Consider the following 17,441-nt stretch of genomic DNA (forward strand, 5'->3'; position numbering starts at 1 on the left):
ATAGAAAAGCTCTTCACACGAAGTAATAGAGAGGAGAAAATCCTATTAAAAAAATTATTTTATTGCTAGGTAGCGTATTAATTATTTCTGGAATTGCATGGTTTATAAACTCGGGAAAATCTATTCAAGATCTCTATACTGCAAATAAACCGAAAAAGAAAGCTACTATTATTTCAAGCTCGCGAGATCCAAATGAGCCCCCTGTTTTTTTAGGAAAACAGGAAATAAAAGATATACATGTAGAATCAATTAAAACAAAACAGGATATCTTTCTCACAAAAACAGATGAATTAAAAACGTTTATTAACAGTATGAATACCGCAAAAAAAGGTAAATTAACATTAGATGAAGAAGGATCAGACTTAATAGATTGTGATATGTGGATTACTTTCGAGGATGGAACTTATAAAAAATATTTCATATGGGTAGTTGATCATCACAGCAGCGAAGTGATGATTGCTCAGCAAGATACTCCTGATGATGTAAACCTTACGTACTATCAGTTAAACGAAGATAGTTCAAAAAAAGTTTATAATTTATTTAAAAAAATTATTTAAACGAAAAAGTCATGAGCACGCGAACTCATGACTTTTTGCACTATATATACTCCGGGAACACTCTACAACCCTTTTCCTGCTCTATATCATGACCAAAGAAAACAATCGGTTTCTCTTTTGTCACAACTTCTTTTAAGCGTTTGATTGAAGATAAAGCTAATTCTGGATCAAATCCTGCGAACGGCACTTCATCTTCAAAATTCTCTTTGGTGTACGATGCATCAATTGTTAATAAAACTGAACCGGATTGCTCCGTCTCAATGAATAACGACTGATGGCCTGGAGAATGACCTGGCGTATACAATAATTGAACACCTGGTACCACTTCATAATCCCCTTCAATAATTTTGTAGTTCAAATGCGGTAATATACATTCTTTCATATATTCTTCTCTATGAAGTGCTGCCTCATATTCCGTTCGCTGCACAATAATCGGTGTATTTGTAAAAGCACCGTTTCCTCCTGCATGATCAAAATGTAAGTGAGAACTAATAATATATAGAAGGTCTTCTGGATCATACCCTACACGCTTTAAAATATTGACAATTCTATCTTCTTCAGTCATTTTCGGTAAAATCTGTCCCTCAACAAATGTACCGTTAAAAAGCCCTTCATTATTAACTGCACTTTCTGGCATACCAGTGTCTACTAAAATAGGACCTTCTTCCGTCTCCAAAAGATAACACCAAACCGGCAAGTTTAATAGTTTCCCCGGTGTTAACGTACTGTTAACAGACGCATGGTCCAACATGCAACGACCTGCTGGGATGAAATAAAGTTTCTTTACTGTCATTATGTATCCACCTTTACATTTAGTTTTGGATAAAGTAATACATTAAAAAATTCTTCTTTTTAGAAATAAACTCCTTCTAGACTATCAGTACAGCTTGCATAAAAAAGAGGGTATTTTTTTACATAGCAGTATTCCACCAACTATAATATAGAAATAAAGGATTCTTACTTTAATGGAGGGATTACAAATGAAAGCAATTGGTTTACATGAATACTTACCTATTGAAGAAGAAAACAGTTTAATTGATCTGGAAATTGAAAAACCTGTTGCCACAGGAAGAGATATACTCGTAAAAATTAACGCTATTTCCGTTAATCCAGTTGATACAAAAGTTCGATCTCCAAAAGAGAAAAAAGAAGATGTAGCGAAAATACTTGGCTGGGATGCTAGTGGTGTTGTTGTACAAACCGGCGAAGGTTGTACATTATTTAAAGAAGGCGACGAAGTATTTTACGCTGGAAGCATTACGAGACAAGGTACATATAGTGAATATCATTTAGTTGATGAAAGAATTGTCGGTAAGAAACCAAAAACGTTAAATGATGCTGAATCTGCCGCAATTCCTTTAACAGCGATTACAGCATGGGAAGGTTTATTCGAGCGTTTAGGCATTGATCATACTAAAAAAGATACGAATTCATTTAAAAACATTTTAATTATCGGCGGAGCTGGTGGTGTCGGTTCAATCGCAATTCAACTTGCAAAATGGGCTGGACTAAATGTAAGCGCAACTGCTTCCCGCGGCGAAACGATAGACTGGGTTAAAAAGCTTGGAGCTGACCATACAATTGACCATCATACCCCTTTAAAAGAGCAATTACAAATCCTTGGATTCAGCGATGTAGATTATATTTTCTGCTTAAACAATACAGATCAACATTGGCAAGCAATATGTGACCTCATTAAACCACAAGGCAAAATTTGCTCTATCGTAGAAAATGAACACCCTCTTGAAATGAGTATTTTAAAAAGTAAAAGTGCTACACTCGTTTGGGAGTTTATGTTTACAAAAGCGATGTATGAAACTGGCGATATGATTATGCAGCACGAACTATTAAATAAAGTAAGCGAACTACTAGATGAAGGCATTTTAAAGACTACCTTAAATGAAACATTAACACCGATTAACGCTGAAAACTTAAAGAAAGCACATGCACTACTTGAAAGCGGGCACACCATTGGGAAAATCGTATTAGAGAAATTTTAATCATGATAGTGACAGATAGTATGTGAAATTATATTAACGATTTTTCGAATATATCTATCATAACGTACAATATATCAACGATTTTTCAAATATATCTATCACAAATCAAATTATATCGATTTATCGACAAATAGCAACAATATGAAAAGGCTGTTCCAGATGAACAGCCTTTTCTTTATTTACTTGAAATCTCTTTATTATTTTGAACGTCTAACGGAGCTCGCTTTCCTATTCCAAAAGCATAGAAACTAATTGTAACGATAGCTAAGAAAATAATACCTACAACTAATGAAATACGAGTATCATCGTTAAACCACATTCCGATTAATACCATAATTAAAAAGGCAATCGTTAAATAGTTTGTTACAGGAGCAAATGGCATTTTGAACGGATGATCTTTCATCTCTGCTCCCTTTTCTTTTCTAAAATTAATTTGACTAATTAAAATGACAAACCATGGTACCATACCAGGGAGTACACTCGCGCTATATACGTATACGAATAAATTTTTCGGTGCGATGTAACTTAAAACAACACCAACCGCCAGACCGATAATTACGCCAACTGTACCGAATAAAGGTACACCATTTCCAGAAAGTTTCGTGAAATATTTCGGTGCTTGTCCATTTACACCTAACGTATAAAGCATACGACCAGCACTATAAATACCACTATTACAACCAGACATTGCTGCTGTAATAACAACAAAGTTAATAAGTCCAGCTGCTGCCGTAATACCAACCTTCGCAAAAGTTGCTACGAACGGGCTACCAATTGTACTTAATTGATCCCACGGATACACAGTTACAATAACGAAAATAGCACCGATGTAGAAAATTAAAATACGCCAAATTGTACTTTGAATCGCTCTTGTAAGTGTCTTCTTCGGATCCTTCGCTTCACCAGCAGTAATACCGATTAATTCCACACCTTGATACGCTCCAACTACAAGTGATAATGCAAAGAAGAATCCTGAAAAACCACCTGTAAAGAAACCGCCATTTGACCAAAGATTAGATATGCCAATCGCTTCTCCGCCGTTACCAATTCCGAAGAAAATAAGGCCAAATCCTGCAATAATCATTAATAGAATCGTAACGATTTTAATCATCGCAAACCAAAATTCAAATTCACCAAATGACTTAACAGAAATTAAGTTAGCTGCACCAAGAATAACCATTGCAATTATACCTGGTATCCAAGCTGGTAAATCCGGGAACCAATATTGCATATACGCTCCAACCGCGATAATTTCTGACATCCCAACGATAACCCACTGGAACCAGTTACTCCACGCTGTCATATAACCAGCTAGTGGATGAATATACTTATGACCGAATGTCGCAAATGAGCCTGTACTTGGCTCCATATACAACATTTCTCCCATGGCACGCATGATGAAGAAGATGAAAATACCTGCAATTGCATAAGCAAGCATTACTGACGGACCTGTCCATTTAATTGTGCTGGCTGACCCCATAAACAAACCAACACCAATCGTTCCGCCTAAAGCAATCATTTGAATATGACGTGCTTCTAAACCTCTTTTCAATTCTTTGTTTGCCACTTCACTTCCCCCTCTTAGATGATTCATAACCGCATTTTAACACAAGATGCTTTCCCCTAATTCCTTTCGGCCCTGAAAATGATGAAGCAAACGTCATTTTACACTAGCTTTAAAGCTATCCTAAAATCGTTTTGTGCTCCTAATAAAATTCTCAAAACCTTTCATCTTCCAATATTCTATAAATCTTAAAATTACTTACCTTATATTAATTCATTAATCTGAAAAATTCAATTATTTTTTCAATAAATTATTATACATAAGTCTGATTAATTTTTAACTAAATTAACAATAAAATACATCTATTCAATATGATTCCGGCATGTATATTATTACAATATAAATAACCGAGGAGATGCTATCTTCCTCGGTTTCACATCTCAAATACTTCAACCTTTATAGTTGATAACGTAATTTCCCACACATTCGATTCATATACCAATAAGAAATTTAATATATTAATAAACTACTAACTTCTTTACCCCAGCCAAAATATAAAAGAGTCTCATTAAAAAATGAGACTCTTTTACAATTTCATATTTAAATCGATTTCGAAGTTTGCTTACCAAAGATAAACACCCTAGTAAACACTACCATTATAACTACAATAACTAGAAAATAAAGTGGCATCACCATTAACGATCCTGTATGCAGTTGACTCATTCCCCAAATTGTCATCGTTACAATTACATAGTACCCTAAGCTAAACAATGCACCTGCTGTACCAATGACATCTTGAAAATCTACTAACGCTAAACTTAAACAATTAGGTAATGCTACTCCAATTCCTAATAGCAATATAAACATCGCTACTAAAAATCCAATCATATATATTATGTTTGGATTTGATCCAACAAACGTAATAACAGATAAAAGGATAGCTCCTCCTGTCATTACGAGACAACCGATATATATAATTTTCTCTGGTTTATAAGTAGCAAGTAAACGTTTCGAAACTTTCGCTCCAACAATAGAAGCAGACGCTACAACAATTCCTAGAAATCCATACATACTAGGCGATAATTGAAAGTATTCACTAAAGATAAACGGCGCTTCTGCATAATAGCTAAATAAAACACCATTTGCTCCTCCAATTAATAGCCCATATGTTACTACTTTCGGATTTGTAATTAGCCTCTTCAAGACTGAAAATACATTTATTTTATTCGTTACTGAGCCCGTTTTTGTTTCAGGAAGAGAAACAAACGTATACAGAAAAATACCGATACTCATAACTACTAAACTTAAAAATACTATTTTAAATCCAAACATTTGATCAAGAAAGCCACCAATTAACGGTCCTATCGCTGGTGTAAAAGCAATGACTGCCGAGATTTGAGCAAACATAACATGCCTCTTATGCCCTTCTACACTTTCACGAAGAATCGTTTGCGTCACAACTGATCCTGCACTTGCTCCAAACGCTTGAATAAAACGACTTACCAATAAAAATTCAATGGAATTTGCAATATAGCATAAGAAACTCCCAGCGCCATATATTACAATTCCAAATAACATTGCTGGGCGACGGCCAATTATATCTGATAGCCATCCAATAAAAAATACACCTAAAGCAAATCCAGCAAAATACACACTAAGCGTTAACTGCACCTCATTATTACTTACATGTAACGCCTTTGAAATATCAGGTAAAGACGGTGTGTAAATCGTTTCACTAATTTGCGGAAATGCGACAAGAACAATCATTAACAAAAGTGATGGTACTGAGACTTTTTTCATTTTTCATACCCTCCTATAACTTTGAAAATCCCAGAAATAAAAAGACTTTCCTTAGCTACGGAACAGGAGGGGCCATTATAGAAATCCGGTCATAAAACAACAAAGAAAACACCTCAATTACGTATGTTAATACTTATAGGAGGGTAATATTAACATCGATTTTTAAATATACTTTTTCAATTATATTACATATTACTTTTATTTTTCTAGTATTAACGTTCAAATGTTCTTTTTATATTAGTGAACAACTAATACACGCCATAGAAGATAACTACTTGATATAACCACCTTATTATGGAATAATTAGAAATAGTTTGAATCTATAAACCTAATTATAAAATGATATACTCATATATTCCTAATGTCATAAAGCTGAACAAGTAGGAGGACTTTCGTAATGATTGAAATTTTAAGGACAGTAGTAAACTTTCTAATTTCTCTATTCTCAGGAGAATTACCATTTGTATATTATGTATGGATTATTACCCTATTCCTAATTCAAATAACCCAATCTACTCTAAACTATAAACTCTTTAACAAGAAAGACAATTTCAGCACTTATATATTGGAAGGATTACTTTCTTTTATTATTTTATTGTTTGGAGGAATATTAGTATCTAAGTTACTTGCTTACATAATAGACGATCCTACTATTAATATGACGAATTTAACACATTATTTTGTTTCTCTTATCATATTAACTATATTTGTCGTAATAACCTGTGTTAAAGACTTTATAGAGACATCTATAAAGAATAAAAATATATCTCTTTTGAGCTTTTTAGTAATTTCCTTCATAACAAGTATACTTTCATTCAAGTTTTTATCACCTTTAATTCAAGGTTCTTTTTCTCTTTCTAAATCTTTTATCACCACTTTAATCATTCTTGTAACTATATCAATCCCTCTATTAATTTCCTTAGAGGATAAGTATGCAGACGAAAAGGAAACGGAAAATTTATAGTTTCTCATTTACATAAAAGAAAGAGGGAGCTCCCCTCTTTCTTTTAAATCATCCCTTTTAATATCAATCCTAAAACTGACATTATTATCGCGCTAATAATAATTCGCAAAATCCAAGTAGTGTTTGTACTTATTTTTTCTAATTGCTTATTGATTGTTGCTATGTCTTTCTCATTAATAGTAGTACGCGTTTCTAAATTTCGAATGTCTCTCATCATTTCTTTTTGCTCCGCCTTGAGACTGTCAATTTTAGCGTAAACATCTTCCATATATTCACACCCTCTGTTCATCTTAATAGAAAAATCTATATATATTATGAGACAACCCTCTTACCTGTGAATACATTGCGTATATCCGCGTACCAAATTATTTGTACAATCTAATTGAATTACTCACATGTTTCCATTCTTCTATTTATAAATTAGCGTTAAGATAGATTAAAATTTAAAAAGGAATCCCTTGTTTATTTAACAACAAACAAGGTGCAATCCAACATTCGGGAGCACCTACGATAATTTCTATTGTTTTCATATTTACAACTCAATATAATCAGTATGATTTTCTGAAGAATCCACTTTTTGAACTGCTTAAAGTATACTAATATGAATACGAAATAGCTGTATTGATAAACTCTCTAGAACAATAAATATACTGGCTGAAACGGATCTATATCCAATATTTTTTCCAGTAACATGAATGGTTATTTCTGATAAATGCGTTTGTATATCATTGTTTTCAAAAATTTCATCCTCAACCTTTACAATATCTGCTTCACAATCTACTTCTTTAAAAGTTTTCAATAATTTTGTTTCCAATATACTACAATCAAAATTCTCATCTTTTATTACGGCAAATTTAACTTTCATATCGATTTCCCCATTTTTAACAAACTAAAATCACTAAATCAATATAAATATATATTATTCTATTAAATAATTCAAAATATATGTTTCTTATAAATCACTACTAAATATCAATTCTAAGGATTTAGATAAAAAAGAAAACAAATAAAGTGAAATTCTAATCAGTAGGTGGTTTGTCCATTCCCCGCTGATTATTTAGTTAAACCAATCGGACATTTAAGAGATTAAAAAATTACTCTTTCAATCACCAAGCTAATTAATAGATAATCCCCCTGTGCTCAGTGATTCAAAAAAAATTTTATTTTTAATTCATAGCTTCTGAGAACTTTTTGCTTTAATATTGATAAGTTGCTTCTTACATTCTGTAATATTGGAAATAACTATATAGTAAAACAAATTAACTATTAGGAGTGCTATTTATGTTTGATATACTTCGTCTCTTAATTATATTTCTCATTGCTATCTTTTTATTTTTCTCCATACTAATGGAGTTTAAAAAACCTCAAAAAAGTGTATTTTGGTTTTCAATTGAAGTCTTATCTCTTCTAGGGATTATAATGCTTTTTAAAGATTTTTTATCAAAAATATAACTTATTCCACGAATAATGACGTGTTTCAATACAATATCTTTATCTTTTGAACGATCTTATTTCTTAACACGGACTCTACCTCAAGTTGTCTTTTCTTTATAAAAAAATAGCCTGCCTATTTCCGTAGGCAGACTATATCTTTATTCCTCAATACAAAAGTATACTTTCTTTTTCACTCAAACTTTATGTAATGATACAGATTCCAAATAAATTATTGTCTTTTCTGTATTTTTATCATTGATTTTTTGTTCATAAATTCGTAACACATATAGATGAGTTATCATGCTAAAATTAGCTTATTCAAAAGAAGTTATTCTTAATGAATCGATAATTTTTAATACCCTGTTTAAAGCCTCGCCCCCCTGCGAGGCTTTTTCCTATTTAACTAGAGTAATGGTTATCAACTGTTACTATGCTGCTACGGATCCTACTTTTAGCTATTCAGTATCAGCACACGTAAAATTCTTTCCTCCATCATTTGATTTACAAACTGTATTTATCGATTTTTCGGTTATTTTTTCACTTTCATTAGAAACTTGATCTAAATTCATTCGATATAATTGTTCCGGATTTTCTTTTGAATTTCCTTCAATATGAATTGTATGATTGAACATCTCAGCCTTGAAGCTGCTAGATGTATTTATCATTTTTACTCCATTATTTTCACCTACATAGCGTTCAACTACTCTTTCGGCTTCTTTAAGTTGTTGAGATGTAGGATACGGTATAGATTCCGCTAAAATAACTACACCTACTAAATATGTAATATACAAACCACCTGCAATCAAGATAACTTTCTTTACTGTTTTATTAATCATGCTCTAACTCCCTTTTCTTATTTCTCTATTAATATATATAATTTCTCTAATTTACATCAATTTCTTTTTAATACATAACATTCGTTTTACATTTTATAAAAAGCACCTCTCTTACTAATTTTCAATTTGATAATATCATTTTATTTATTGTTTTTCAATAAATAATTATTATTAAGCGTTTTATTTTTACTGTTTTTTATTTTTGATTCAATTTAAAAACAAGTGACTTATTTAAGTCCACTACATCATCAGCAAGTTTGAAAATTTGTTAATTAATAAAATAAAAAGAGCAACTATATGTAGTCTCTCTCGTTCTATCTATGTAGATTAGTAGTTTAACTTCAGCACTCACTCTATTCAAGAATACTTTACTGAATATTCAATCTGATGATAAAATTGACCTAATTAATATTTTCTTCCATCACTGTATAAAAAATTACAATAAAAAAATAGCACTCTCACAATTAAGTAAACGCAAACTGTTTCTTCTATCTACTTACTATTTAAGGTTAATAATGATATAATCTGATTTAAAAATTCGACTTAAATTCATTGATGAATGGAGAGGTTTATATGAAATTAAAAGACAAAGTAGCAATCATAACTGGTGGTGCAAGTGGAATTGGCGAATCTACTGTTCGTCTTTTTATCAAAGAAGGTGCAAAAGTAGTTATTGCTGATTTTTCTGAACGTGGAAAAGAACTATCAGATGAATTGAATGCACATGGATACAATACGTTATTTATTAAAACCGATGTAACAAATGAGGCAGATATTAAACAGCTCATTCATGAGACAGTAAGTACATACGGTAAATTAGATATTATGTATGCAAATGCCGGCGTTGCTGATGATGCACCGGCAAACGAATTATCCTATGAAAAGTGGAAAAGAACTATTGATATTAATTTGTCTGGGGTATTCCTTTCTGATAAATATTCAATTGAACAATTTCTTAAACAAGGTACAGGTGGTGTCATCGTTAACGCTGGTTCGATTCATAGTTTTGTTTCATTACCTACCCCAACAGCATACTCCTCTGCAAAAGGTGGTGTGAAACTATTAACTCAAAATTTATGTACTGCCTACGCTAAATATGGAATACGTATTAATGCGGTGTGCCCTGGTTATATTGACACCCCTTTACTAGGTAGTGTTAATCCTCAACAAAAAGAATATTTAGCTTCACTTCATCCACAAGGCAGACTTGGAACACCAGAAGAAGTCGCTAAAGCTGTCTTGTTTTTAGCAAGTGATGATGCTAGTTTTGTTAACGGTACAACACTTCTTGTTGATGGAGGCTATACTGCACGTTAATTTAAAATTTTTGAAGCACCCTAAGAAATATATAGTCTTCAACAAGAAAAAGCACCATCACAAGTGACGGCGCTTTTTCTATGTAAGAGCAACTAGAAGGTATCCTTCTAGCCTACTCCCATTTATAAGTCCAAAACTGTTCAAGTTGCAGCCATTTTAATGTTGCTGCATCTTTGTTTTTTATTTTTGCATGCGTGTCTTCCAGCATTGCTTCTGTTTGTGAACGGTGCGCACCTAATGCAGTTAATTTATGATCAAATACTTCACTAATGTTATTTACAACATCCGGTTCTCCTAATACTGCTTCACGATTTTTCGTAATCGCAACAGCATGGATAACTGGGCGCTCTTCTTTTGGCATACGTGATACAGCGCGAACGACAGCGCGGCCAAATGCATTATGATCTGGATGTACACCGTGCTCTGGATAAAATGTAATAATTCGAGATGGATTTACTTCTTGAATGATTGCTTCAATTTTGTCAGCAACGAAATCAACATCTTCAAATTCTAACGTTTTATCATGGAAGCCAAGCATTCTTAAATCTTTAATACCCATCGCTTCACAAGCATCTTTCAATTCTTTCTTACGGATATTTGGAATCGTTTCACGGTTAGCGAATACGTTCTTACCCATGTTACGTCCCATTTGTCCTAGAGTACCACATGCATATGTTACAGGTACTCCTTGATCTGTTAATAAGCGAATTGTTCCTCCCGCAGCATATGCTTCATCATCTGGATGCGGAAATACAACAAGTACATGTCTCTCCATAAGTTTCCCTCCTTCTTATTTAAATGGTGTTAAGCTCAACTCAAGTGCAACTGCTAAGCGACCTAAATTATCATGTCCAGCCAGTAATAAACGCTCTTGATCGTCTACTTCCCAGTGCGTAATACCTTCAGCATATACCCAACCGTGATCCATTTTCAGACCAACTCGGTATGGATTTGTTCCAGTTATCTTCCCGCGTTCAAAACGGATAATTGCATTTCGAATGAAAGCACCAACTGTCATCATCTTTTCATTTATGTGTGATGCATACGCTCCGTTTGTCGTTTCTAAATGAATATATACATCTTTATTTACAAAACGTTCAATTTCATTTTGAATAAGAGAACTATCTTTTACTATTTCCATCGGAATTCACCTCTTTAAACCATTTTACGCAAAAATAATGTAAATTGCTATCTCTATATTAGAGGACAACGCTCACTTTTCCTAATAATTTGCACTGTGTTTTTTATATTTTTTATATGATATGTAAAAAATACATTTTTTCCTTCACTTTGTTAAATAGTTTTCTTTCTTTTTTGAATTTGCTACAATATATTTTATCCCGTATTATTGCAGCGAGATACATTTCGACAATTGAATACATAATTTAAAGAAGGTGACATGATTGGAACAGTCAGCACATGAAGTAGCAAATTGGCAATATTATTTTGCAATTGCCGTATTTTTAATCACGTACGGATTTATTATTTCTGAGAAATTGAATCGTGCTGTAATCGCACTATTCGGTGCTGCTATTATGATTATTTTTGGAGTTGTAGATTTACATACTGCTTTCACATCACATATTCAATGGGAAACGATTACCCTTTTAATTGGGATGATGATTCTCGTACATATTACGAGTCAATCAGGCGTCTTTGAATTTGTGGCCATTAAAGCGGCAAAAGCAGCTGGCGGAAAACCGATTCGCATTTTATTATTACTATCCCTATTAACTGCTGTCGGATCAGCATTTTTGGACAATGTAACGACTGTTTTATTAATCGTTCCTGTTACATTATCCATTACACGTATTTTAAAAGTAAATCCTGTGCCTTATTTGATTTCAGAAGTGCTGTTTTCAAATATAGGCGGAACAGCAACATTAATCGGTGATCCACCTAATATTATGATTGGATCAGCAAACAAGCATTTAGACTTTAACGCCTTTTTACTTAACTTAGCTCCAATCGTAATTATTATTTCTATCGTGACACTTGGCATTATTTACTTCATGTATCGTAACAAACTAAAAACAACACCTGAACAAATCGAAAAACTAATGGCATTAAACGAAAAAGATTACATTAAAGATCAAAGCCTCCTTTTAAAATCTATTTCGATTTTAGGACTAACTATTTTAGGCTTCGTACTTCATTCGATTATTCATGTAGACGCTGCTGTTATCGCGATGACAGGCGCTACACTTCTTATGTTAATCGGCGTGAAAGAACATGATATTGAAGATGTATTTGCCCACGTTGAATGGGTAACCATTTTCTTCTTCGCCGGATTATTTGTTCTCGTTGGCGGGTTAATTGATATCGGACTTATCTCTTCACTTGCAAAAGAAGTAATCGACGTAACAAACGGTGACATCGGATTTGCATCTATACTTATTTTATGGGTATCTGGCATCGCATCTGCGACAATCGACAACATCCCATTTGTCGCAACGATGATTCCTCTTATTCAAGACTTAGCTACAGGACTCGGACTATCTGTCGATTCTCCGCAAATCGAAGTACTATGGTGGGCGTTATCTCTTGGAGCTTGCTTAGGAGGAAATGGAACGCTAATCGGAGCATCTGCAAACGTAGTCGTTGCTGGTATTGCAAAACGTGAAGGACATGCTTTCTCTTATATGGACTTCTTAAAAATTGGTTTACCATTAACTATTGTTGCACTCTTGTTATCACATGCTTATATATATTTACGTTATTTAATGTAAAAGTTGTATTGCATGAAATTATATCGTCAAATACAAAAGGTTTGCAGCATCGTGCTGCAAACCTTTTTTTATCACCAAAATATACCGATAATTGCTAATCCACCCAATATCATACCACCAATTTGTCCAACGATTGCTGGTGATAATTGAACACCTTTTCTTACTTCAACAACCGGTCTTTCATGCCTTAATTGCTGCACTTCACTTTGAAGTTGATGTACACTTCCGTGTAATTCTTTAATTAATTCCTTTAATTCAGCGACCTCTTCATTTACTGGTTTACTTTTTTCTAAATTCATTTTTCATGACTCCTTATAAGTTCAATCAGTACATTGTAAAAATTCGCCAATTATCATTATATCTCCTGCATACTACATATATAATTTTGAATGTACTTTCTAACCTTGCAGCTCTATCCATTCATCCCGCAATATCCCCATAATGATACGATCAAAACACTTCCCATCTCTTTGAACCGCTTCTCTCATACAGCCTTCCATCCGAAAACCCATCTTTTTATACAACTCAATAGCAGCTTTATTATAAGAAATAACATCAAGACCGACGCGGTGTAAATTCAATTCATAAAAAGCATATTTTAAGATAAGATAGATCGCTTCTCTTCCATATCCCTTCCCCCTATCATTCGCATCTCCTATACCAATAGCTAATAAACCCGTTCTGTTATTCCACTCTATGCCATGAATTGCAACAAAACCAATTAAGCGATCATCTTGAACTGTCCTTAACATGAAAGAAACACTATTCGATCTCCGTCCCTTTAATAGCCCATCACTTGCTATTTCTTGTATCGATTGCGGGAATGCTACATCTGTATCTACATTCCTTAAATACTCACTATCTTCTTGCCACATAGCCATTACTTCAGCATCTGCTTCTCTAATAGCTGATAATTTAATCGTTTTATTTTGAAAAAGATTCATTGTCATTTCAAACTCCCCCTTTTTTAATAACAGGGATAATTATTAGCCTATTTATCCCCTTATTCTATAAACTGCTTTATACACGGGATACTTACAATAAGCGCTGACATTGGCACATCTCCTCTACACGAAATTAACTTCATTGTATAATTTTTCGTTTATTCAAACAATAATAAAAAGCCCTCCAAATTTAGAGGACCTTTCCTAATAGCGAAACTATATTATTTCGTAAACATTTTCTCCGCTTCATCCATTGCCATTTTGTTACCTAAAGCAGAATAGTCAAGCCATGGTTGGTCATTAATAATGTATACGTGCTTACCTTTAACAGCTTTTAAGTCTTTCCAAATTGGTGTTTCTTGAAGTTGTTTAAATGCAGCTTTCGCTTTATCATCTCTGTTAACGACAACGAAAATAGCATCTGCATCAAAGTCAGGTAATACTTCTTGTGAAATGACTTCGAAAGGACGGTTTCCATCAATTTTCTCTACACCATTTGCAGGTTGTAATCCTAAGTCTTGGAATAAAATTGGTCCCATCGGTCTTTTCGTACTAAATACTCGTAATTCTTTTGCAGTAACACGAATTGCCATTACTTTTTCGTTATTACCTAATTCTTTATCTATTAAACTTTTTACTCGTTTTGATTGCTCTTCGTAATCTTGAATATATTTATCCGCTTCTTTCTCACGGTTTACAAGTTTACCAACTTGTTTTAACTGATCTCTCCACGTGCCTTCATCTAAGTTGAAAGAATGTGTTTTTGCAATTTTTTCGTATTTCGCTAAATCTTTGCCCGCGTATTTTTCATCCACATAAATGTCAGTTGGCTTCAATTGAAGTAACGCTTCCATATTCGGATCTGTTACAACACCAAGTTTCTTCGTATCTTTCAACTGCTCTTTTGCGTGCGGTAAGAAATCTTTTAAATCTCCGCCAATAACAGAACCTACTGGTGTAATTCCTAATGCAAGTAAATTATTTGTTAAATGAATGGACATAGAGGCGATTTTTAGATCATTACTTTTTTCCGTTTTTTTCGTTGCCTCTTCATTAGCTTTCGTTTGACCACATGCTGCTAATACTAAAATACACATCATGCTAAATAAAATAGTAAGTTTCTTTTTCATATGTTCTCCTCTTTGAAGTATTTATTTTGTTTTTGTAAGTAAATAAAGAAAATACGGTGCTCCTAATGCCGCCACTACTACACCAGCTGGAATAGAGTTTGGCTCAAATATAGAACGACCTATCGTATCTGCTAGCACTAAAATAATCATTCCGATAATGCCAGCTAAAGGAAGAAAGTGTTGATATGTAGTACCTACTAACTTCCTTGCGATATGCGGAGCAACTAAACCGATAAAACCAATCCCTCCTGCCATCGATACACTTGCGCAAGATAATCCAACCGCTGTAGCTAAAAGTAATAACCGTTCTTTTTGAACAGAAACACCAAGTCCTGCCGCTACACTATCACCTAGTGACAATGCATTTAACGTTTTAGATTTTAGCCACGCATAAGGGGTTAGTATGAAAATCCAAGGTAATAATGCAAGGACATGAATCCAATCCCTTCCCCACACGTTACCAACTAGCCATCTAGAAGCGAATGTATACGTCTCATCATTTAACTTGAGAGAGAAAAATAACGAAATTGCACTAAAACCAGCTGAAACTGCAATACCAACGAGAATAAGTCTAATGGGAAGTAAACCATTTGACCGATCACTCGCAAGTAAAATAATAAGAAATGCAGCTAATACTCCTCCGCCAAATGTAAATAACGGTATTAAAATAGATGCACTTTCATTAATAGAATGAAAGAATGTAACGAATATAATTAGCCCGAAAGATGCACCTGAATGCAGTCCAAGAATACCAGGGTCTGCAAGTGCATTACGGGATAATCCTTGCAAAATCGCACCGGAAATCCCAAGGCCAATACCGGCTAACATTGTGATTATAATTCTTGGCATACGATAATCATATAGCACGGTTGCGCTCTCAAAATCACCATAACCAAAAAGTGTTTCAATTACTTTAAGTGGCTCTATACTCAGTGTCCCTGTATTTAGACTGATTAAAATTACAGCGATACTTACACATCCGAATATTGTAGTTACAGTAATAGCTCTCTTTTTATCCGTGTTAAAAAGATCTTTCACTTATAACGCCCTCCCAACTTTACGTGCTATATAGAGGAAGAACGGAACTCCAACAAGAGCTACCATAATCCCTATCGCAAGTTCCTTAGGAGGATTTACTGTTCTAGCTCCTAGGTCAGCTACAACTAATAACATAGCTCCTAATAATGCTGACATAGGAATAATGAGTCTATAATTCACACCAACTAATTTTCTAGCAATGTGCGGGATAACTAGTCCTACAAATCCAATAGAACCAACAGCTGAAACAGAAACACCTGCTAGAATAACTACTATAATCATCCCTAGTATTCTCGTTCGGTTCGTTTTCACTCCTAAATTTGTAGCAACATCATCCCCCATTGATATGAGTGAAATAGATCTCCCTAACACTATTGCAAAAATAATCGTTATAAGAATAATAGGGACTAAAAATTTCAAGTGTTCCCACTTAACCCCTGCAACACCACCAGCATACCAAAACGCTAAATCTTGGCTTAAATCATAATAAATCGCAACACCTGAACTTAATGAATGTAAAAGCGCTGCCATAACAGCTCCAGCAATCGTTAACCTCATTGGTGTTAACCCACCTGATGTTGCTGATCCAATAACAAAAATAAGTACTGTACTTAAGACTGCTCCAATAAAGGAAACAATCATTAAATAGGAATACGGCATATGCGGAAAAAAAGCAAAACTAAGTGCTACTACAAACATCGCTCCTGCATTTATGCCAAGTACACCTGCATCAGCTAAAGGATTTCTTGTTACTCCTTGCATAACCGCTCCAGCGACCGCAAAAGCTGCCCCTACAACTGCTGCTCCAATTACTCTCGGGAGCCTTAATTCATAAATAATTTGGTGCTGCGTTAATTTCGGATTGTAATCCAAAACCGCAGTCCACACCGTTTGTAAATGAATATCCTTTGCACCAAATGAAATGGCTAAAAATATAGATCCAATTAAACATAAAATTGTTAAGCTCATGAAACATATGAACTTAATATGTATCCAGCGGTTATTACCAGCATGTACAGTAGACTTATGTAACATGTTTCATTTCATCCTTTATATTCAGTTGTTTTTTGTAATTATTTTTTATTTATAATTATTATTGATAATAATTATCATTTTCATTTAGATATTATATCCCCACTTTTTTTAAATAGCAAACTATTTTTTCACTTTTCTACAATATTAAAATAC

At 33.7% G+C, this 17,441-nt stretch carries 18 protein-coding genes; 5 read left to right on the plus strand and 13 right to left on the minus strand.

What is annotated here, in order from left to right:
* Window positions 1-62: 62 nt before the first annotated feature.
* Window positions 63-557, plus strand: coding sequence for a hypothetical protein (locus DN400_RS24960; RefSeq protein ID WP_000901701.1), 495 nt, complete (start codon window positions 63-65; stop codon window positions 555-557).
* 40 nt (window positions 558-597) lie between these two features.
* Here the strand turns inward: DN400_RS24960 and aiiA are convergent, their stop codons facing one another.
* Window positions 598-1,350 carry a quorum-quenching N-acyl homoserine lactonase AiiA gene (aiiA, locus tag DN400_RS24965; protein WP_000216571.1) on the minus strand — a complete coding sequence of 251 codons (753 nt, stop codon included), beginning with the start codon at window positions 1,348-1,350 and terminating at the stop codon, window positions 598-600.
* 187 nt (window positions 1,351-1,537) lie between these two features.
* Here aiiA and DN400_RS24970 point away from each other — a divergent pair, with 187 nt between their 5' ends.
* On the plus strand, window positions 1,538-2,557 hold the full coding sequence (locus DN400_RS24970) for a zinc-binding alcohol dehydrogenase family protein (protein WP_065229142.1): 1,020 nt from the start codon (window positions 1,538-1,540) through the stop codon (window positions 2,555-2,557).
* A gap of 175 nt (window positions 2,558-2,732) precedes the next feature.
* Here the strand turns inward: DN400_RS24970 and DN400_RS24975 are convergent, their stop codons facing one another.
* Together DN400_RS24975 and DN400_RS24980 are read right to left on the minus strand one after the other, a co-directional pair.
* Window positions 2,733-4,124 carry an amino acid permease gene (locus tag DN400_RS24975; protein WP_001284404.1) on the minus strand — a complete coding sequence of 464 codons (1,392 nt, stop codon included), beginning with the start codon at window positions 4,122-4,124 and terminating at the stop codon, window positions 2,733-2,735.
* Between the two features lie 537 nt (window positions 4,125-4,661).
* On the minus strand, window positions 4,662-5,861 hold the full coding sequence (locus DN400_RS24980) for a multidrug effflux MFS transporter (RefSeq protein ID WP_098205467.1): 1,200 nt from the start codon (window positions 5,859-5,861) through the stop codon (window positions 4,662-4,664).
* 397 nt (window positions 5,862-6,258) lie between these two features.
* On the opposite strand from DN400_RS24980, the gene DN400_RS24985 reads away from it, so the two are divergent.
* On the plus strand, window positions 6,259-6,825 hold the full coding sequence (locus DN400_RS24985) for a DUF5823 family protein (protein WP_000570042.1): 567 nt from the start codon (window positions 6,259-6,261) through the stop codon (window positions 6,823-6,825).
* Between the two features lie 43 nt (window positions 6,826-6,868).
* On the opposite strand, the gene DN400_RS24990 is transcribed toward DN400_RS24985, so the two are convergent.
* The 3 genes from DN400_RS24990 to DN400_RS25005 form a co-directional block, all read right to left on the minus strand.
* Entirely contained in the window at window positions 6,869-7,093 is a 225-nt protein-coding gene (locus DN400_RS24990) for a hemolysin XhlA family protein (protein WP_000390469.1), read from the minus strand.
* A gap of 318 nt (window positions 7,094-7,411) precedes the next feature.
* Entirely contained in the window at window positions 7,412-7,690 is a 279-nt protein-coding gene (locus tag DN400_RS24995; protein WP_000865000.1) for a hypothetical protein, read from the minus strand.
* 1,024 nt (window positions 7,691-8,714) lie between these two features.
* On the minus strand, window positions 8,715-9,095 hold the full coding sequence (locus DN400_RS25005) for a hypothetical protein (RefSeq protein WP_065229143.1): 381 nt from the start codon (window positions 9,093-9,095) through the stop codon (window positions 8,715-8,717).
* Window positions 9,096-9,668: 573 nt separating this feature from the next.
* Between DN400_RS25005 and DN400_RS25010 the strand changes: the two genes are divergently transcribed.
* Window positions 9,669-10,412: an SDR family NAD(P)-dependent oxidoreductase gene (locus DN400_RS25010; RefSeq protein WP_000768026.1), complete on the plus strand. Its 744-nt coding sequence runs from the start codon at window positions 9,669-9,671 to the stop codon at window positions 10,410-10,412.
* 112 nt (window positions 10,413-10,524) lie between these two features.
* Here the strand turns inward: DN400_RS25010 and bshB2 are convergent, their stop codons facing one another.
* Both bshB2 and DN400_RS25020 read right to left on the minus strand, forming a co-directional pair.
* Entirely contained in the window at window positions 10,525-11,187 is a 663-nt protein-coding gene (gene bshB2 / locus DN400_RS25015) for a bacillithiol biosynthesis deacetylase BshB2 (RefSeq protein ID WP_000439489.1), read from the minus strand.
* Window positions 11,188-11,202: 15 nt separating this feature from the next.
* A complete protein-coding gene (locus tag DN400_RS25020; RefSeq protein ID WP_000407045.1) occupies window positions 11,203-11,553 on the minus strand; it encodes a YojF family protein in 351 nt (116 codons plus the stop codon).
* Window positions 11,554-11,815: 262 nt separating this feature from the next.
* On the opposite strand from DN400_RS25020, the gene DN400_RS25025 reads away from it, so the two are divergent.
* Entirely contained in the window at window positions 11,816-13,141 is a 1,326-nt protein-coding gene (locus DN400_RS25025) for an ArsB/NhaD family transporter (protein ID WP_000437985.1), read from the plus strand.
* A 71-nt stretch (window positions 13,142-13,212) separates the two neighbouring features.
* Here DN400_RS25025 and DN400_RS25030 read toward each other — a convergent pair whose 3' ends face one another.
* The 5 genes from DN400_RS25030 to DN400_RS25050 all read right to left on the minus strand — a co-directional run bounded on the left by DN400_RS25030 (window position 13,213) and on the right by DN400_RS25050 (window position 17,288).
* Window positions 13,213-13,440 carry a coiled-coil domain-containing protein gene (locus tag DN400_RS25030; protein ID WP_001047523.1) on the minus strand — a complete coding sequence of 76 codons (228 nt, stop codon included), beginning with the start codon at window positions 13,438-13,440 and terminating at the stop codon, window positions 13,213-13,215.
* A 99-nt stretch (window positions 13,441-13,539) separates the two neighbouring features.
* Window positions 13,540-14,091, minus strand: coding sequence for a GNAT family N-acetyltransferase (locus DN400_RS25035; RefSeq protein WP_147802000.1), 552 nt, complete (start codon window positions 14,089-14,091; stop codon window positions 13,540-13,542).
* A 215-nt stretch (window positions 14,092-14,306) separates the two neighbouring features.
* Entirely contained in the window at window positions 14,307-15,215 is a 909-nt protein-coding gene (locus DN400_RS25040) for an iron-hydroxamate ABC transporter substrate-binding protein (RefSeq protein WP_000728212.1), read from the minus strand.
* A gap of 21 nt (window positions 15,216-15,236) precedes the next feature.
* Window positions 15,237-16,253, minus strand: a complete 1,017-nt coding sequence (locus DN400_RS25045) for a FecCD family ABC transporter permease (protein WP_000653826.1) — start codon at window positions 16,251-16,253, stop codon at window positions 15,237-15,239.
* A complete protein-coding gene (locus DN400_RS25050; RefSeq protein ID WP_000902726.1) occupies window positions 16,254-17,288 on the minus strand; it encodes a FecCD family ABC transporter permease in 1,035 nt (344 codons plus the stop codon).
* Window positions 17,289-17,441 lie beyond the last annotated feature (153 nt).

It is taken from the genome of Bacillus sp. AR8-1 (assembly GCF_008042345.1).
GTDB lineage: Bacteria > Bacillota > Bacilli > Bacillales > Bacillaceae_G > Bacillus_A > Bacillus_A cereus.